The sequence below is a fragment of the Bacteroides intestinalis DSM 17393 genome, assembly GCF_000172175.1.
Taxonomy (GTDB): Bacteria; Bacteroidota; Bacteroidia; order Bacteroidales; family Bacteroidaceae; genus Bacteroides; species Bacteroides intestinalis.
In genome coordinates, this window is the sequence record NZ_ABJL02000007.1 from 753172 (window position 1) to 772028 (window position 18857).

General features: G+C 39.1%; 13 protein-coding genes. 2 read left to right on the forward strand and 11 right to left on the reverse strand.

All coding sequences use genetic code 11. The features are described from left to right. Positions 1-6 precede the first annotated feature (6 nt). Genes BACINT_RS06735 through BACINT_RS06760 form a run of 6 tightly spaced genes read right to left on the reverse strand, consistent with a single transcriptional unit; the run spans position 7 to position 12093 of the window. Positions 7-3429, reverse strand: coding sequence for an acetate and sugar kinases/Hsc70/actin family protein (locus BACINT_RS06735; protein ID WP_007661650.1), 3423 nt, complete (start codon positions 3427-3429; stop codon positions 7-9). A gap of 5 nt (positions 3430-3434) precedes the next feature. Continuing rightward, positions 3435-4472, reverse strand: coding sequence for a hypothetical protein (locus BACINT_RS06740; RefSeq protein ID WP_007661652.1), 1038 nt, complete (start codon positions 4470-4472; stop codon positions 3435-3437). A gap of 5 nt (positions 4473-4477) precedes the next feature. Next, positions 4478-7141 (reverse strand): hypothetical protein, encoded by a 2664-nt coding sequence (locus BACINT_RS06745; protein ID WP_007661654.1) that lies wholly within the window; start codon positions 7139-7141, stop codon positions 4478-4480. A 12-nt stretch (positions 7142-7153) separates the two neighbouring features. Further along, positions 7154-10327 (reverse strand): acetate and sugar kinases/Hsc70/actin family protein, encoded by a 3174-nt coding sequence (locus tag BACINT_RS06750; RefSeq protein ID WP_198136845.1) that lies wholly within the window; start codon positions 10325-10327, stop codon positions 7154-7156. Continuing rightward, positions 10239-10772, reverse strand: a complete 534-nt coding sequence (locus BACINT_RS06755) for a hypothetical protein (protein WP_007661658.1) — start codon at positions 10770-10772, stop codon at positions 10239-10241. Before BACINT_RS06755 ends, BACINT_RS06750 begins: the two co-directional genes overlap by 89 nt. A 31-nt stretch (positions 10773-10803) precedes the next feature. Next, positions 10804-12093, reverse strand: coding sequence for a hypothetical protein (locus tag BACINT_RS06760; protein ID WP_007661659.1), 1290 nt, complete (start codon positions 12091-12093; stop codon positions 10804-10806). Positions 12094-12426: 333 nt separating this feature from the next. Between BACINT_RS06760 and BACINT_RS06765 the strand changes: the two genes are divergently transcribed. Continuing rightward, positions 12427-12789, forward strand: coding sequence for a hypothetical protein (locus BACINT_RS06765; RefSeq protein ID WP_007661660.1), 363 nt, complete (start codon positions 12427-12429; stop codon positions 12787-12789). A gap of 282 nt (positions 12790-13071) precedes the next feature. Here BACINT_RS06765 and BACINT_RS06770 read toward each other — a convergent pair whose 3' ends face one another. Genes BACINT_RS06770 through BACINT_RS06790 form a run of 5 tightly spaced genes read right to left on the reverse strand, consistent with a single transcriptional unit; the run spans position 13072 to position 16980 of the window. Beyond that, positions 13072-13950, reverse strand: a complete 879-nt coding sequence (locus BACINT_RS06770; protein WP_007661661.1) for a helix-turn-helix domain-containing protein — start codon at positions 13948-13950, stop codon at positions 13072-13074. A 58-nt stretch (positions 13951-14008) separates the two neighbouring features. Beyond that, positions 14009-15391: a KAP family P-loop NTPase fold protein gene (locus tag BACINT_RS06775; RefSeq protein WP_004291661.1), complete on the reverse strand. Its 1383-nt coding sequence runs from the start codon at positions 15389-15391 to the stop codon at positions 14009-14011. A gap of 27 nt (positions 15392-15418) precedes the next feature. Beyond that, on the reverse strand, positions 15419-15943 hold the full coding sequence (locus tag BACINT_RS06780; RefSeq protein WP_007661662.1) for a hypothetical protein: 525 nt from the start codon (positions 15941-15943) through the stop codon (positions 15419-15421). Next, positions 15906-16640 carry an ImmA/IrrE family metallo-endopeptidase gene (locus BACINT_RS06785; RefSeq protein ID WP_004291659.1) on the reverse strand — a complete coding sequence of 245 codons (735 nt, stop codon included), beginning with the start codon at positions 16638-16640 and terminating at the stop codon, positions 15906-15908. The genes BACINT_RS06780 and BACINT_RS06785 overlap by 38 nt, the downstream gene beginning before the upstream one ends. After that, entirely contained in the window at positions 16627-16980 is a 354-nt protein-coding gene (locus BACINT_RS06790) for a helix-turn-helix domain-containing protein (protein ID WP_004291658.1), read from the reverse strand. Before BACINT_RS06790 ends, BACINT_RS06785 begins: the two co-directional genes overlap by 14 nt. A 489-nt stretch (positions 16981-17469) precedes the next feature. On the opposite strand from BACINT_RS06790, the gene BACINT_RS06795 reads away from it, so the two are divergent. Next, positions 17470-18693: a site-specific integrase gene (locus tag BACINT_RS06795; RefSeq protein WP_007661663.1), complete on the forward strand. Its 1224-nt coding sequence runs from the start codon at positions 17470-17472 to the stop codon at positions 18691-18693. Positions 18694-18857: the final 164 nt, after the last annotated feature.

The following is an 18857-nucleotide window of genomic DNA, read 5'->3' on the forward strand; positions in this document are numbered from 1 at the left end:
TATTTTTTATTGTTCTAAACTGGGCCATATACTCTTTTTGAATGATATATTGCTGTTCTTCTCTTCTGATACACAGGCGCCTACCATAATATCTATGGCAGTTCCCAGATTACAATCGGTTATGGAAATCAAGAGATCCATGTTGTTTGTAATTTGGAGGCGGATAGCTAAATCCTGATTCATGTTAGGATCAAAATTAGGCTGCTGCGTATATAAGACTGTTGTATAGTTGACAGCTTGATAGAGCGAATCGTTTTCGGTCTTCAAGCTTGGATTATCCTGTTGCATGGCTTTCCATACTATTTCCGGTTTTTTGTCATAAGTGCGTACAATATGTATGGCTCCTCTTTGCGTATTGTTAATCTTGATCGTATTATCATACAAGATGTTCTGTTGGGGCTTTATGGTACTGTTTGGTCCCAAGATTTCTTCAAATACCCAGTCTCCGCCATTATTGTACATGACTCCGTAGCGTGCATATATCTTGTTTCTTACAAACGTTACACCTTCCATGCGTTGGTATTTGATGTTTGCATAATTAAGAGCTCCTTCAGCGACAACGGTCTTGCGCTGGTCTCCGGTTAAGGATATTACGTTATACTTCCTGCCCAATTGTTTACGCCATTTGGTATTAATGTTGCTTATGATTTTGTCTGCAAGCCCGGTCAGCTGACTGGCTCTTCCCGTGAACATAAGGACATCAATGGGCACCCTCTTTTCTTTTGTAAAACCTAATGTGGAGAAGAATGCCTCAAGTAGCAGATGGTTGCAGGCAAAGTTGTATAGTTCTATCTCTTTGCCTTTCCTCCAATGACTGTATTCCAACAATTCGGGATTGGCATATAGAGTGTTCGCCGATTGGGCAAACAGGGGTGTGGGCAGTTCAAACTTCATGTTCTCGTACTGAGATGGCATGGTTTTTATGGTACGTATATAGTCTTTATACTTTTTCCGGTATAGCTCAATGCTTTCCATCTTATCTTCTTCTTTGATGTCCAGTGCCACTAACTGCTGCAGGAATTTTATCTGATCATCGTTTAGTGCCGCATGGTTGTTTTCCAGATATTCATCTATGACGTCAAAGGCGAAAGCGTAGTCCAGTATATTCCCGGCATAATAGCAACCTATATTTCCTATGATGTCTATTTCCGTAGCGGTAACCTTGCAATAGCTGATGTCGAGTGTGCCGGCTCCCATATCGTAAACAAGGATGTGTTCGCCTGCCCCTCTGAACAGAGACTCATGCTCTTTTAAACTTGCAGGCGGCAATAATGTATTCCTATTTGTGTAATAATAGCAAATAGCGGCTTCGCTTTCGCTTAGCACAAGTATGTTTTCGTCATCCCGCAGCCATTCGAATGTCTTTTTGGCTGTATCAATAACTTTTTTCGTGTCCGAAGGGCGATATGTATTAGGTACGGTTACCACCAGTTTGCTGATGGTACGGTTTTCTTGCTTCGTCAAAGGCAAAATATAATTCTTAAACAGGAATTGGTAGGCATTCTGAAAGATATAGTCTATTTTGATTAGGGGAGAACGGTTCAATAAAGGCTTTTCCAAGGCGCCTAATACTGTTTCCTTGCCCTGATCCTTAAACCGGATATGGAAATAGTTCTGATAGTTGATTAGCTTTTCACGGCCTACCATGATTTTCAGGCAGGGCAACAAATTGTTTGAGAGGTTGGCATCTTCCAGCATTGTTTTGGTCGGTGAGAGAAAGTAAGGGCTGTCCAATTCCCATTCTTCCTGTTGGGTATCATGCAGGAACAGGAGGTCGGATGACAATAAAGGGGAATTGACATTGCTCATCAAGTCTTTTTCCTCTGTGAACAGTCCTTTCTCTTCTAGGAAACGCTTCTTCTCTGTGTTCAGTGCCAGTATACTGTCGCCATAATAGGCCACGATTGCAGACGTTCCATAGTCTAGGCAGAGCCAGTTGTCTCCGAAGTCGGGTTGCATCGGAATGGTGAAGACTAATGAAACTTCTTTGGCCTGGATGTCCGTTCCTTCTTGATACTTTAGATGAAGTTCGCATTTTACATTGAACTTCATGCCCAATTCCGGCGGAAACAGAGTACGGTCTATCTGTTCTATTAAATTGGAATTTAACTTTAAGAACAGTTCAATGCATTCTTGTCCATTCAGCTGGTTCTGCTGGCGTAAGATGTCCGACCATGAGCAGTTCGTGGCATCTCCTAAAGAGAACACGTCAGATAAAGAACAGCCTTGCGCTATTTTCAGGAAATCACAATGCTTTATTTCTTCCTGCTTCTGGTTCATCAATGTTACACTGTATGTACATCCTTCGGGAAAGAAGGTGCAAGGCTCGATGTCCGGAGCGTCGGAAGCTATATTCTTTAGTTTTAAGGATGCGAAAGAGATGGATTCATTTACGGCGGAAACCTCGTTGATGGTTGCCAGCCGTGACTTCGCCAACGTTATTTCGCGTTTCAATGCATCAAGTCGTTCTCCCGGTTTTAGTAGTAGCAGGTTTTCAATACCTCCTTTCCATTGCTGGCAGGTGACGTATAGCGCGGGACGCGAATTGTCCGCCTTAACTTGAAATGAGAAGTTACGTGTTTCGGTTCTGGGCGGTATGTCTAACTGATTATAGGAATATTCATACTTTATCTGGATTTCATAAGAATCTTTGTCTACCGGATTGGGAGTTAATACCTGGTCTTCCAGGTTCAATGAGAGTGTTACTCTCACCTTGTCGTTCTTTAGCCCATCCACTTCCAGTTTTTGGCTTTCCAGGTTATAGTGCTGTGTTATGATACCATCACATTGTAAGGAGGTGAATGTCAGTTTGTCCAATGCCAGTTCAGCTCCGTTTCTTTTTAGAGAGCACAGACAGGCTGTTATTTTAATAGTGCCGTCATATTCCAGATTGGTTGGATAAGAGAAATATAAGTACCCGATGTCTTTGATGCTATGGGCATGTACGACATCCAGAGATTTGGACTCTACGTGAGGAGACTTTATCGGCTCCGGGGTACAATAAATGATGGCAGTGTATTCCTTTACTATCTGCTTACGGCCCTCAAGATTAATTTTGATGTCAAAATCAACAGAGACTTTGAGCTTTCCGGCTTCTAATATGTCTGATATAGCTTCCGGATCAAGTGCGACATGGAAAGTAATGTTTGCCTTATCAATGCCTATGGAATACCTTTGTAGGGTAACCTTTAAGAGTGTAGCCCCTTGTCTGATTGCCAGTGAATCGGATGCTACTTCTCCGAGAGCTATGGTGGGGGCTGATAATTGTCTTTGGGGTTTAAATATACTCCACACTTTCTTGCTGCTGATTTCTTCGGGTTCTAGGGCTATTTCTTCTTCGATGAGACGGCCCAGGCCTTTCTGTCCGCAGCTGTGCAGAGAAAAAGGAGATGTCTGAGTATTCAGTTCTAACAAAGTTCTATTAGGCATAATCTTTAAAGTGCTTGGTGAATAATAATACTTTTACTGCGCTCATTGTCCGGTGTTATATCGTCCGAATGGATGGAAAGAGTTCCTCCGTGCCTTGTATCTAAGGCAAACTTTATTTTTATCATTTCCGTTTTCTTCTGGATATACCAGATTCCAGCTCCTTCCAATATATTCTTTCCTTCAATTTCTATCTGGAAATAGGTGGATAATTTTAAGAAATCCTTTGCAGCCTGTTGGGGCATTTCTACGGTGAACATGAACTCCTGGGCTAAAGAAAAAGAAGGTATCTGATGCAGCAGTTGCCTGGATACCCATATTCCATTTTCGTCTTTACAAGGGCCATAAATGTTTATTTGACTTTTGAAGCGGCTGCATCCATCTATCGTATCGTGCATGCCGACGCGTTCGATGAATGCTTCTATCGGGTTTTCTATACCATTGCTTTGGTTGTTTATGGCTTGTTCTATGTATTCTTTAGAATATTTTATTTCGTTCTGTAATGTAAGAAGCTCTTGAAGATATTTCTTTAAAATCGCATGGTCAAACAGAACTATTGATTCTTTGCCTTCGATGAAAGCCCATAAAGTACGCCAATATTCAAAATGGAGCACTTTCTCGAATACTTTCTTCTCACGTTCGGATGCTGGTACCGGCAGTCTTTTCCGGATGTGCGATATAATGGACTGATGGATGTTCTGCACCCATATATCATCCCCTGCATTAGTACTGTTTTTTTTGTACTCCGAATAAACCAGCTCGGGCGTGAACAGGCTGCACAAGTAATTCTTGATTCTATCCTTATTGGCTTCGGGTTCTTGTGTGGAGAAAAGCAGAGTTAGTGCTCTGATTTTCCGGAGAGGGGTATTGTACGTCTCGCAGAATAGAATCATTTGCTGTACTATTCGTGTGATGTTGTCTTCTTGCCTGTAAAACAGACAGGGAGACAACATTGGTGGGACATGCATTACGTGCATATCTCCCGAAGCGGTTTTCATGGCGATTCGCACATTATTATAATCTCTTATGTCTAAACTTAGAAACATACGCTTTAATTCTTTTCATGTACAACGATTGGAGTAGCTATCCATTGACCGTTCTGGATGATGCCGATGGAATAAATGTCTATAATCAGGTCTCCGCCGGCTTTCATCAGTGACCGGTAATTGGGTATAAATCCGTTGATGGTCAGTCTGTCGCTTTCATGATATTTTGTAGCATCATACAGCTCCTTATATAATGTCGGTGTCACTAACTGTATGCCGAATTCGGCCAACAGATTTCTCGCTAACATATTCGCGTGAACAATCTTTTCGGTTTCAACCCCACGTGTTTCAAACCACTCTTTTATGCCGTCAGTCTGCATGTAGGCATCCAATATACTCAGGCGGTTCACCCATCCCAGTGAATTCTGCGCCATCTTGCATAATGCAAATGAAAGGATTTTGAATATCTCTTGCAAACTGATGTCTTGCCATAATTGGGTTCCCAAGACGTTCAATACGTTGGTTTCAGAGGTTTCTTCAATATTATTTTTTAGCTCATCGTTGGTTTCATTGATGAAACTGACAATGACTGCTTCTTTAGCGGTAGCTTTTACTTCTTCCAGTATTTCTGATATGTCTTCCAGTATTTTCTGGTATCTTGCACGATAAATCTCCGTATGCTCATTTTTTATACGTTCGTCCATCTCAAGCATCTTCTCGACTTCCGGAATTAAGCCTTTCAGTTGCTCCTGCGGTGTAGCGACATGTTGTAAATTTTGTGTCCTTTCTTTCGGAAATGCCTTTATGAGGCTGCCAACAGACGTTTCGATGCTTTCTTTATAATCTTTAGCCTTTTCTTTTTGCTCACGGGCTTTCTCGATTGCAGTATCAAGTTGGCGAGGCAGTTTGTCTTTTTGGTATGCCCACTCGGATTCCGTGTATAAGTCTTCTACTTTTCCGGCAATCTCTGACATCTGTTTTTTGATTGCTTCAATTGTTTCGGCTACTGTAGGATAGGGGGTATTTATGATTTCCAGTTTCCCTAAATCATTTAATTTACTTTGTTCTATCCTTGTATCAAGTTCCTTTTCCAAAGAGTTTGTGTTCAGAGCGCCTTTTTCCAGGTCGAATTTGTTCTTGACAATACTTAGCAGCTCTTGGCATTCTTGTTTTTCTTCTTTTACCTTTTGAGCAGCAGGCACGATGCGTTGGATGCACTCGGTCAAGGTCTTTGCGCCTTTCAGTACTTCGTCATTGTCGGTCAACTCCTTCAATAATGCAACCAGTTCATCGTAGTATTGGTTGAAACTCTCTTTGTCTGTTACTTGTATGTCTTTTCTGAGTTTCTTCTGGATGTGTGAAATCAAGTCTTGAGTAGCTTTCTTTTCTTCTTGACCTTTTTTCATAAAGGCTACAGCTTCTTTTATGTTTTCGCCTTTGATACCGGTTTTCTTCAAACTTGTCAGTATTTCTTTTTCGGCGATTTCTTTTTGCTTTTCACATGCTGCAGTTGCATCTTTGGTAGCCTTTTCTTGCTTCTCACATTTGTCTTTCCAAGTCTTTACGTCTACGGTAAGTCTAGCTTTTTCTCCTTTTAAGCTCGTAATGTCTTTTTTGTATTGACTCTCTTTTTGGTTCTGTTTTATTTCCGCTTTCTCGTATTCGCGGATGTCTCCTTGTAATTCATTACACTTTTCAGTGGCGTCAAGTAGCTCTTTCTCAAGTGCCTCCTTTGCATGAAGAAGTGCTTCTTTCTCTTGTTGGAGTTTAATGCTGGTTTGAGTCAGTCTTTCTATCTCTTTCTGAGCCATTTGTTTATCTTCTGATGGAGGCAGTTTGTCCTTTGAAATCTGTTTGCTTAAGTTGGCAATGGCAATAATAAGCACTATGACTATGATAATCAAGACGACTATGATAATCAAAGCACTCAATTCCAAAACTGTAAAATGATCGAATGCGAAGGATTGTTTGTTGATTGGCAGATTTTTTATCGGCAGTTTCACAATCTTGTATTCTTCTCTGTCATAGTTCGTCCCATCCGTACAGGTAAGATATGAAACTTTAATATTCACTTCTTCTATTCCCTTCTCTTTTACTGCATTTTCAAACTTCTCTTTGTCTGCTAAAGCAATCTTGATGGAATAGCTATTCCGTATGAATGGTACGGAATCTGTGTCTGCATTTATCCCGATTTCGCGAAGGGCTTCATTGTCTATTTTGAAATTTTTAATCATACCTGCCTTCATACGTAGTTTGAATTCTATTCCTGTAGAATAGATGCCATTGTAATCCAGACTGTCGGAGCACTCTGACAGTTCAACTTCTGCTTGTGGATTTTTAATGAAATAGACACTTGTATTATCCAATATGATTTGCGTATAAGAGGCATTGGTCATATCTAAGATGACAGGAATATTGTTATTTATTGCTACACTATCCCTTGATGAACCTGGAAATGTTGCAAATTCATTCTGCAGTTTAACCGCTAATGCAGCTTTCGGAGCTTTGCCATTGACAACTTTCAGCGTGCATACCGGACAAAGTTCATCACTTAAGTAAATAAAAGTGTCCTTTTGTAGGCTCCATCCTTCAGGGATATTTTTTGCCTTAACACCTTTCTCGGAATAATGTATTTCAAACTTAACTGGTGTTTCCTGGGGAACAACGTTAGCACAATAGAGGCTTACGCTATAAAATAAAGCAGTAATGATTGATATGAGATTTTTCATCGTTATTCTGTTTTAAAAGGTTTCTTTCTGATTAATGTTGAAAACAACCGGCCATACGCTCTTCTTGTAAGCGGAGTTGTCCAGACTGTCAATGGTGGCAGGTACTTCGGGCAATATATATTGGTTGATGGCGAACTTCACATTGTTATCTTTGGTTATGGACACAGAGATGGTCATATCATGTTTGTTGTCGAACACGTCTAACCCCACGGATTGCATGATGGACAGATATTCTGATTTGTTCCTCCATTCCCTTTCGGTCATCTGCTGTGACATATATGTCTGCACAAAGTGGATTCTGTCGGTGCTGCCCAAGTTTATATGTTCTTTTTCGCCTTCGAAGATAATGTTGTCTTGGGAGGCATCTGCTATTCGTTGGGTGCCTCGCTTCAGAATCTCTTCATACTTCCAAAGTCCCTCTGCATAATATAAAATACCATAAGATGCAAACAGTTTGTCCTCTGCGTTGAACTGTATGATGGAGTCTTTGCGGCTGAATATGGAGGCATAGACCATTGCTCCCTCCACCACTACGGTTTTTAGCTTGTCTTCTTTGACAGGGGCTTCCTTCGAGGAAACCTTGGAGGTTGGGGCAGCGTTGGAGCTTTGTACAGATTCGGCCACCCTGTTGCCTGCCGATTCGGCTTGCCGGGTATTGCCGGGCTGCTTGACTTCGTTTTTGTTAAAGCCTCCCAACAAACTGTTCTCTGCCTTTTGCGGAGTATTGGGATATGAGCTTAAGATAGAAGAGGACTTGCTTCTGTTATTGCCTTCGGCTGTATATATAATGTCGCTATAGTCAGTAGTGTCGTCTTCCTGGTCGGGACCTAATTGAACGATGTTGCAGTTGCTTACTCCCCATTTCTCCAAAGCTTCCTGGAAGCTGTCGCGGATTTCCTTCAAACGTGAACTACGTCCGGAAAAGATTACGGTATCAACCTTGGGGTGCTGGCTGGCATCGTAGCCAAGTCCTTCAAAGAAAATGTCCAATAGTTCAGAGGTGACTTCCTTCTTGAATTGTTTGTATAACCTATTATTGCGTACATCATTAATATCTACTTTCACATTGGTCGTTGTACGTGTGTTTCCTATCTTGACATTGTCGGCATACTCCGGCTGGTTCAGTTTTACTTTTACTACGTTTTTGATATAATTCTTATAGTAGTTTGTCAGGTCGCGTTCAGCACCTAAGACACTTTGGTCTAACTTTACGCAATTCCGCAGAGTATCACTGTTTTTTTCATTCTTGGATACTACTTCTGCCAAGATGTAGTCCAAGTAGTTACCGGCTTTATTGATTCCTATCTTTCCGAGGATTTTTACCGTCGTGTGCGGCGTAGCTCCATTTTCCTGCTTCTTGTGGAAATAGGTAAGGTCCAGCGTACCCGCTCCCATGTCATATACCAGTACAAGTTCTTCTTTCTTCAACTGTTCCTTTTGCCGGGCATTCATCTGGTGGTTCAGTGCATGCCAGTTGTGCAGATAGTAGCAGGCAACTGCGTCCGACTCGCTGACAAAGCGGATGTATTCCTCATAGATGTCAGGAAAGTTGTCTTTTACTATAGAGTTTAAGATGCTCTTATGCTTGGGAGTATACGTATTGGGAATTGTGAGTACAATTTTGTTTATAGCCTCTTTGGGCATGGCAGGCTTAATGAAGTAATTGAATAATATACGGTAAACTTCGGAAAACAACCTGTCAATCTTGCCTAACTCAGAGCAAGACTTTATTTTCACCTCATCTCTATCTTCATCCTCTTCAAATATGGCTACAGCCGTCTGCTGCCCTTGTGCATTGAGATATTTGTAGTCTTTGTAAGAATAGAGATTGGGCAGTTCGGAATAGCCCACCAGAGATTTCAGACATGGGAGCAACTGGGTATAGTTACGTATCTGTAATTTTGATGTGGGCGACAGGCATATTGCCAATTTACTATATGGTTTGGTGGTATCTGTTGCACCGAAGGAACCACCTTGCTGCAATATGATGTCCGACGAGATGAAAGGCAGCCCGTTTTCAAGGATGTCCTGCGAATAAGAAGAATCATTGTACCCGCCCCCTTCGAATACTCTTCTTTTTTGCTTGTTCAGGTTTAGGATGTTTGTTCCATAACAGGCGGCAATTGCCGATGTACCATAGTCTATGCACAACCATTTGTCTTGCGGGCGTATGTTGATGGTATGGATGAATCTGTATACGATTTCCTGCGTTGTATTCCGGTTGTCAGGGTTGCCATCCGGGTCTTCGTAGTACGAAATGCGCACATTGATGTCCACTGTGAAGCTGCGTTTGGTTTTATCTCTTGTCTCAATCCGGCCAATCCGTTCCGGATGAAATCGCATCTCGTAGTCAACATAGGAGTTGGGAGCATTGTACAGATTCAGCACGGATGACGATGTGTCTCCGTTGCTGTTTCTTATGGTGAAACAGTTCTCTGTTTCATAACCGTCCCGCATCTCAATCTTCGGGCAATTTTCATGCAAGATTACCCTTGTCTCAAAACTGCTGATGACTATTTTGGCATCTTGACCGTTGACGTTGGAAATGGCATTGTTCTGTAGGCGCAGGATAGAGACGGGTGCCGCATTCAATCCCGGTTGGTAATTGATGGGACGCAACGAAATGTCATATTCGGACACCAGGGGAAGTGGCGAGAATGCATCTGTGGTTCCATCACGGAAAAAGCATCTTAATTCAGAATGGACTTTATCTTTGATGATGAAAAACTCCTTGTCTATTGTGGCAGTGTTTTTCTCTTCCTCCAATTTCAGATAGGAAGGCACATAGTGAAATGTGGCTTTTATGCGAAATGTGGCTTTTTCTGCGGCAGGATTACCCAGACGGTTGGTGTCCAGGAACAAGCCGTATTGAAACTCTCTTCCCGATTCCAATCCCTGAATATCAGTATCCTGGACATAGTCATTGGTACTTTGCCGGCATAGATAGACATCTTGGGTAGCTCCTTCTTCTCCTTCCAAGTAGATGCTCAAGATGCCGTGCAGTCCGGGTGTCGCCTTAAAGGCATTGGGATTCGATACGGTGATATGCCCGATAGCTACAAAGCCATTTAGCGAAGGACGGTAGTTGTACCCATCCTCAAATTCCTTGTTGAGTTGTATCTCCACTTCCGGTTTCTTGTAGTGGTTTCTGAAGGCGACATTGAAGATATAGTCTTTGTGCAGCACATATTTCTCCTTTTTGTTTTTTTTGTCCTTCTACCACCCACCTATATCCTACCTGGTATCGTTTTTGTTTTACCAGCGCTTCTCTCCACTCGTCGGCATTCAGGTTCATTTCCTTGGAAAGCATAACAACCTCCATATCCGTTGTTCCTTTGATGTTGTGTGTGGAGGTGCCTTTATGGATGGCACCGTTATGCTTGATGTAGAGGCATTGCTGTCCATTTTCAATGGAAATGCCCTCTGTGCACGTCGCGTCTTCCAGGCGGACATCGATGTCGGAATTAATCTGCTTGCGTATCCGGGTGGGGATAAAGCCTAACAGCTTGATATAATCAGGGTCTATCTGAAGGATATGTTTGGCTACAGATATCTCCTCTTGATAGGCAAGATCAATGAAGACATCGTTTGTTATTGTTTGTTCATTGTCTGTTATCTTTATGCGTCCCATGATTATTACGTTTTTAGGTTGATAAAATGAATCATTTAAGGTGAATATGCTTTTCGTCGAAGAAGCGTTGATTGTACTGCTTGCTGATGTTTACAACGGCTATGCAAAAGAATATGATGCACAGGAGGGCCACTCCGATGCATCGCCATATCAACGCTGCTTTCTCCTGGTCGTCATCGCAAAAGAACCAGAGGAAAGGCATAGCCTTGAATACGGATGCCGTTTCTTCAAATTCTATCTTTAACTGTCGCACTAAGCCGCGCGAGGCATGCGTTTCGTCACCGTATGCACTCATCACCATAGAGTCGTAAAACCCGTCTTTAATATTTACCCACGACTGCAACTGTAGGGATGTGTTTACCGGTATGGTAGATTCTTTGATATGGAAGAAAGCTTTTCCGTCCGGCATTAATGTGACGGAATCCACCGCTCCCTTTTCATTTTGCAGGGTGACGACTGTCTTCCGTACTTTATAATTAGGATGGTTTCTGTCCTGACATTCAAATTCAATCTCGTATCCACCTTTAGCCACCCGTTTGGCCTTGACTGCCGAAGGATATTCCAGGGCCGTCTCTATGGTGAAATAGCGTTGTAGCGGAAGGATTTCGAAGACAATGGCGGATAAGAGCTTTCCCCGTTCGGTGCAGTCATACTTTTGGATGTACTTGAATTGATAGTTCTCTTGGATATTGGAACAAAGTTCCATTATGGAATTTACATCCAGCTTTTTTGTTTTGTCTTGGCATGCGTTTACGTCTTTTACTTCCTTATCGCTATTATTGCCGTTATAGTGGTCGTCCGTCACCATGACTAAGAAGGTGCGGTTGTTGAGGGCTGTTGCCTCGTCGCTGCCTAATGCTAATAAGGAATAAGGGCGGCTTAATGAAAGCATGGAAAACGAATCGCTCTTTTTTATCCCTTGGGTGGCAAGATAGTTCCACTGCGTATGCAGAATTGCGTTCCGCATTTCATCCTTATCGGGCGTGCTGTATTTCAGTTGCTTGCCGTTTGGGGTGGACAGAACCGTTACAAATTTGTCCATATCCTCTGCTGCTCCCAAGCTGAAACTGATGGCGCTGAAAAGGTCTCCGTCTCTGAAGTACGGTGGAATTTGGGAATCTCCATCCAGCAATATACGGTTTAATTGTCTCAGTATCTTGGGATTTTGGGCTGCAGGTACATTTAGGGATGAGTTTATATTGTAGCCTGCATTGTCGAACGCCAATATCACATGGTGCCTTATCTTGGAGTCAAGCTGTGCAAATAAGAGGCAGGGTAATAGAAATACCCATAGCATGAGAATGTTTTTTATGTATTTCATCGTTTTTAGATATAATAATGGCTGTAAGCTATGCCCACCGTCCTGGATATATATTACTAAGCCAAAGGAAATATAAAGAATGTTATTCGCAAAAATAGGTAAAATGTTTACTTAAAACAAGGAAAAGTTATTCTTTTTGAAGAATAATTTAATGATTAGTAGTCTGAAAACGTAGTGCGTTATGTGTACTATCGGTGATTATTCAACAATGATAAATCGATGGACAAATCAATAGTCTTGAAATGTGTCTTGTTGCTTCTTTCTCGAAATATTTTGTTTTTTTTCTGCAACCAAAGTTCATCCTTTTGCGTCTAATAAGAAAAAAGAAGAGCTATGAAACTAAATTTTTCCATGGATGAAATCCGTATTAAAGTAGAAGAGTATATAAAGAAAGGTGGCCGTGCTACCGGTCGTCCCTTACTGGCAGTCTATTATGTGATGACTGCTGATACGACTCCCGAAAGTGAACGAACCAATATCATGATTGCTTTGGTAGCGATTGTGTTCCCTACAAGCATAGAAGATATTCTGGGGCAACTCTTCATGGTAGGAAAGGGGGGTGCTGCCGTTTATGCCTATAAGAAAGTGAAGAAGTATATTACGCCTCAGATAAAAGATAAGGTGGAGGCTAAACTGGACGAATGGTTCCATGATAATGTGGCGGAGGTGGAGCCGCTATATCTGGAATCGAAATAAGAGCTACAGATTCATAATTTGTATGTCATACATAAAAAATAAAGGTTGCAACTTCTATCAATTGCAACCTTATTCTTGGTGTGGACCAGCCTGGGCTTGAACCAGGGACCTCCAGATTATGAGTCGCAAATATTTGATTTTCAGATATTTGTATTCTATTTCTTTTCATATCCATACCTCTTGATTTCCAAGCCCAAAGATAATATTTCCTTTTCAAATAATATCCCTTATTTTCTTCTATTTTCCTGAGATGTGTGCAAATTGTGTGCAATCAGATTTACTTCAAACATAGTTCATGAAATCATAGTCATCTTTGCTAACTTTACTTTTTATAATATTTTGTGCCTCTATAAAGTCATCTCCATAGTACTGCTTACGTTTTGCTATTTCAGTAGGTTCTAAATTTAAATCTAATAAATCTTCCCATCGGTAATCATTTAATCTATGACTGAGAATGTTGACACTGCATTTTCCAGTAATTAAATCAAAGAACTCATCTTCTGAAACTACTTTCCCATGAGTAAATGTATGGAAACGATTTAGGAAAAGCATAGTCTTATATAATGATACTAATTGATTTTGTCCAGTTCCACCTATTCCATTACTGCTCAAATGCCAATTACTTTCACAATGGATTATACGAAAATCATAATGAGTTTTTTGATAAGCTATTGCTGTAAAATGTTCTTTGACATCAGCGGTGAAAATATAAACAGTTTTAGGCTTGTATTCTTTATATATTTGGATTGCATTCTCTGCCCAAGTATAGGTAAGGCAGTGTTTGTGGAAAGGTGTATTACATCCTGTTTTTAACCAATCTAAATCGATCTCATACTTCTCTGCAAAGCATGATAACATGCTTGATGATGGCATAATACTCCCATTTATGATGTCCTCGATTAATGAAATGCTCTCTATTGATAAATCTTCAGCAATTGAAGCCCCATTAAGCATTGGATCTCTTTTGTTTACATTAAGAAGTTTTATTGCTTCAAGTATTCTTGTATTATATTCAGGGATAGATTGTTTTGTTGATTTATCTATTTCCAGTGTTTCATTTAGTATAGAGATAGGCAATGCAATTTTTTTATTGTTATCTTTCTTTTTGAATATCTCTAAAAGAAATCCTGAAATCAAATTTGAGAAGATTGTTTCTAACATAGGTGCCTTAATTATGATTGATTTTCAATATGGGATTGATAATTCATATATGATTGGATTACGAAATTAGTCTGCTATATAATTCTATTTTATTCAATAAATGTTTGAGTATATTATTCCCTCTATATTCTCCGTCACAATATCTCACATAGCTTCTTAATTCTTCAATTTTGATTTTTGTAGAAAATAAGGGATTTTGCTCTTCATTCAGTAAAACAATTTTTTCTGTTCTTTCATATTCGTTACAGTAGGTCATGTAAAATACGAGTAATTCCACTATTAAAAAGTTGTTTGTTGAGTTGCTAGAAGTTACATTAATTGTGGTTTCAAGAAATGTTACTAATTCTTGGATGTCAAATTGCTTAGATTTAATCTTATTATATATAACCGTTTTATGATTTCTAACATAAACTAAAAAGAAGAATAAAGGCGGAGTAACATATTCTTGATATTCGAAAGATTTAAGAGCTATTCTTGAATGAGCAAATAACTTTTCCAGTTGGCGTAATGTCAGTTTTGACGCATTAGCAAGCATTGCTGCAAATTTTATAAATTCTTCATCTTCTGATTTATTACGAAAAGAATCTAATCTGTTTTGATTGTTGAAAAAGTTCTTGAAATCAAAGTAGTCATATAAATATTCACAGAATACTTTCGGGTCAGGCTCAGGGAGTCTATACTCTAAATCTATAAATCGCAGTAAATAATCTTCGCTATCAATACTTTCGCTACCATAGAATCCTTTAATAGAATTACACATTTGTGATTTATCTATTGATAAAATAAAAACAATTCCATTTACAGAGAAAAAGTGTTTTACTTTCTCTAATACTTCAACAGCATAACTTGGACGACATCGATCTAATTCATCTATAATAAATACTATAGGCTTATCAGGACTTTCAGCTTTAACATATTCTGTTAGTAATTCCTTAAATTCATCAATACCTTTCTTCCTTTTGCAATATTCTTCTATTTCTTTCTCTAAAATTTCGGTTGTTGCTGATAAAGCATTTTCTATAGTTTCCGTTACTATTTCGTTATCTATATAATGGTTAGCTATTGCTTTTCCTAACGAAGGAATTATATTTCTCGTTACAGTAGCAGTAGTTTTTAAAATCTTATTAAATATCCTTTCATCATTCTTGTATAGTAATTTTTTTAATTCTCCAAGGATCGCTACAGAAGGATCAGTTAATAAATCATTTTCCCATGCATTGAAATAGAGGGTTTTATAATCATTGTTTTTTAGTTGCTGCTCCCACATTTTTACGAATGTAGTTTTCCCGCTTCCCCATTGTCCGTTGATGCTCAAAACAAATCCTTCTCTGTAAGAACTAATAATATCGGATAATATTGATGCATATATTTGACGGTTTAATTTGCAATTTTCAAATGGGTTTTCCTTTGAAATAATTATGTCATCGTGCTTTATTGTCATACTTAATTGCTTTTATTCGTGCGCAATTTAGATTTGCACACTGCATATATATTGAGTTATATCAATGATAGGAAGTTTACTTCCTGCATCATTCACAGCCTGCATAAATTCAGTACATTCTTGTTGCGTCATTTTCTTCCTGCAATAAGCATAATACAGAAAGTCAAGGGTTGTCAGATAAGTGATATTGTTTTGGGAACAATATTCTTTTATGTCTCTTAAATTGCTACTCCCTAATACATCTTGGTTATCTCTGCAATAAATCATACACGCACTTTCCCCTTGTCCCAATCTACGTTGCAACGAGAAATACTCTTTCATAGATTCTCCTTTGGGAGAAAATATCTCTTTTCTTAATTTAGAAAAGTAGCAGAGATAATTATCTATGAAACCTCTTGTTTTAGAGTTCTTTGAAACTTCATTGTAAACCACGTCTAATATTATATATTCATATTCGGGGAATATATTAGGCAATAGTGAAAAGTTACCCGCTTCTATAAAATGGATAATTACATCAGCATCGAGTACTATTTTCGTTTTCTTGTGTTCCATTGATACTTATTTTACTGAGTAGCTCCATATAATGGCTTTCTGAAATTTTTTCTTTATCGAATAAATTACGTGCCTTCTCTCCAAAATCACCGATAACCAACCCCTCATTTGCAGCTTCGTATAGAGCTGTATCATATCCGAAACATCTTGCAGAGTGTTTTACTCCTATTTCGGAAAGTTGGGTACGCGTGTTTTCTGATATGAGGCCAATATTTAATAATCGATATAACAGAGCCGAACGAGAGACAGAAAAATAGTGTTCAAGTTTTAAAATCGTTGCTATGGAAATGTTTCTAGTATTTAGTTCTGTTTCAGGTATTAACTGACAAATTCCGGCTTCCGGCATTAATAAGGAGGAGGCAAACATATCCGCATTCTGCTCTACTTTATTTTTACTGTATCCCGGGTTGCATTTATGCGGTGTCGGTTTTTCTTCTATAAATAAGTGATATAACTCGTGGGCAATTGTAAAATGCTGTCTTCCTCGCGGCTGATTAGAATTGATGAGCATGAAACGGTGTCCGGAATTATCCTTTAAACACATACCTGAAAAATTCTCAGACAGGGGTCTGAAAATTGTAAGTACATTCAGTTTTAGGAGCAGGCTTTTCAATGTAATAGGCTCGGATGAACTAAGCCCATTATCTGTACGAAACTCTGATACTTGTCTTTCTATAATAAATTTATTCAGCTTCATTTTGGGCTATTCGTTCCATTTTTAGGTATGATTTCACAATATCCTTGAAATTTGCTATTTCTTTCAAATCACCGTCTTCTAAATCGGAAATTCTAAAAGCGGTGGCCATAATTTCATTATCAGCTTGAATATTATCTTCAAACAGAATAAAAGGTTCACAACCAAATAGATTTGAAAGCCGTTCTAAAATATCGTACGGAACTTCTCTTGTTCCTCCTTCATAATTGCTATATGCAGAACGTTCTATCCCAATGGATTTAGCTATCTGTTCTTGTGTAAAACCGGATAACTCTCTAATTTTCTTTAGATTTTCTCCAATAATTTGATTAATCGTTTTCATGAGTGTCTCCTATAATTTCTGTGGCAAAATTACCTATAATTTGTTGTATATACAAATATTGCCACAAAAAGTTTACCTATTTATAGTTATTTAGATTACATTTTTTGAAATATTTTACAGTAATCGTTATTCGCTATATAGATGTTTGATTCTCTTTTTATAAGAGTATTGTATATTAACAAATGGAATTATCTGTATCTATTGGTTATAAGATATTTAATATTTTTTATTATTTAGTTTTATACGGTTTTTCGACACTTTCTTATGATTATTGAGAGAGCTTTGTCTTCTTGTAGCTGTAGTATATTGTTGTATTACAGTTGTTTATAGTCTTATACTGTCCTTTCTATTGTCTTTTACCCGTTTGAAATTAATGTCTAAACTACTCAAAACCAATATTCAAAAGGCTTCAAAACGTTTATATTTCCATTCAAATGAGGATATATAGACTATCGTAAGTAATTCCGCTTGCGGGTAATCACTAAAACCATGTATAATTATTCAAAAGACGGTATCGTAGTCTCTACGGTACTTGATGCACGTACTGCCAACAAAGAAGGTAAATATCCTGTTAAAATCAAGGTTTATTATCAAAGAAAGCCCAAGTATTATTCTATTGGTGTCTACATGACGAAAGAAGAATGGAACAAGCTGCCGGAAAGTAAATCTTCTGGAAGCCGGAAAATCAGACAAGCCATTGAAAGTAGTTTTTCTTTAGTCCGTATGAATGTTGAAGCTCTGGCAGAGAAAGGAACATTCTCTTTCAATACGCTCAATTTACGTTTGGGAAAAGCTACCGGTGATACTCTGAACAGTGCCATACGAGCTAAGATTGAGGAACTGAAAAACGAAGAAAGAATCGGGACAATGCAGTTCTATCAAACTACATTGGTAATGGTTGAGGAAGTCGGCGGCAAAGATATTCCATTTAGTGCCGTTACGGTTGAATGGTTGCAAAAATGTGAAAGACTTTGGTCAAAAACGAGAAGTATTTCTACAATCGGTATGCACATGAGAAATATCCGTACTTTGATGAATGAAGCCAAGAGAGCCGGCGTTATCAAAGAATCGCAATACCCATTCGGAAAAGGTCTGTTCGAGATAAAGACCGGTATCGGAAGAAAGAAAGGATTGACAAAGAAACAGTTGAAGGCCATTTTCGATTATAAGAGTGAAAATGAAACTACTAACAGATATAAAGACCTCTGGATATTCATTTACTTGTGCAACGGTATCAATCCGACAGACATGCTGAAATTGAAGTTCTCGGATATTGTGGACGGTGAAATATGTTTTGTAAGACAGAAAACAGAGCGCACGACAAAGAACAGGAAAGAGATACGTGCAGTTGTTTCTCCCCAATTACAGACAATAATTGACAAGTGGGGAAACAAGCCGTTACCCGATAATTACATATTTCCTTATATGAAAGGGCATGAAACGGCTATAGAGCGTAAAGCGATTGTACGCGATGTTGTCAAGCGAATCAACAAGCGTATGAAGTTGATAGGTGAAGAATTGGGTATCGGCAATATCACCACATACACCGCAAGACATTCATACGCTACCGTATTGAAACGAAGCGGAGCCAATATCTCTTATATAAGTGAATCCTTAGGACATACCGACCTGAGGACTACGGAAGCATATCTGGCGAGTTTCGAGAAAGAGGAGCGTGCTAAGAACACTAACCTTTTGACCTCGTTTTTGTAGCCTATATAGCCTATATGGGGCCTTTCTTACTTTCCTGTCCGGTAATTCTATTCATAAAGGAAACCGGGCTTTCTTTATGCAAAATTACCGGTGCGAGAGCTTAATTCTGGTTAAGAATATAGTTAAAATACCTTTTTCTTTTATATTCCGACAAAAAAGAGGAT

Coding starts and splice junctions, on each gene's coding strand:
- BACINT_RS06735 (WP_007661650.1), bottom strand. CDS start 3,429: ATGCCTAATAGAACTTTGTTAGAACTGAATACTCAGACATCTCCTTTT.
- BACINT_RS06740 (WP_007661652.1), bottom strand. CDS start 4,472: ATGTTTCTAAGTTTAGACATAAGAGATTATAATAATGTGCGAATCGCC.
- BACINT_RS06745 (WP_007661654.1), bottom strand. CDS start 7,141: ATGAAAAATCTCATATCAATCATTACTGCTTTATTTTATAGCGTAAGC.
- BACINT_RS06755 (WP_007661658.1), bottom strand. CDS start 10,772: ATGGGACGCATAAAGATAACAGACAATGAACAAACAATAACAAACGAT.
- BACINT_RS06760 (WP_007661659.1), bottom strand. CDS start 12,093: ATGAAATACATAAAAAACATTCTCATGCTATGGGTATTTCTATTACCC.
- BACINT_RS06765 (WP_007661660.1), top strand. CDS start 12,427: ATGAAACTAAATTTTTCCATGGATGAAATCCGTATTAAAGTAGAAGAG.
- BACINT_RS06770 (WP_007661661.1), bottom strand. CDS start 13,950: ATGTTAGAAACAATCTTCTCAAATTTGATTTCAGGATTTCTTTTAGAG.
- BACINT_RS06775 (WP_004291661.1), bottom strand. CDS start 15,391: ATGACAATAAAGCACGATGACATAATTATTTCAAAGGAAAACCCATTT.
- BACINT_RS06780 (WP_007661662.1), bottom strand. CDS start 15,943: ATGGAACACAAGAAAACGAAAATAGTACTCGATGCTGATGTAATTATC.
- BACINT_RS06785 (WP_004291659.1), bottom strand. CDS start 16,640: ATGAAGCTGAATAAATTTATTATAGAAAGACAAGTATCAGAGTTTCGT.
- BACINT_RS06790 (WP_004291658.1), bottom strand. CDS start 16,980: ATGAAAACGATTAATCAAATTATTGGAGAAAATCTAAAGAAAATTAGA.
- BACINT_RS06795 (WP_007661663.1), top strand. CDS start 17,470: ATGTATAATTATTCAAAAGACGGTATCGTAGTCTCTACGGTACTTGAT.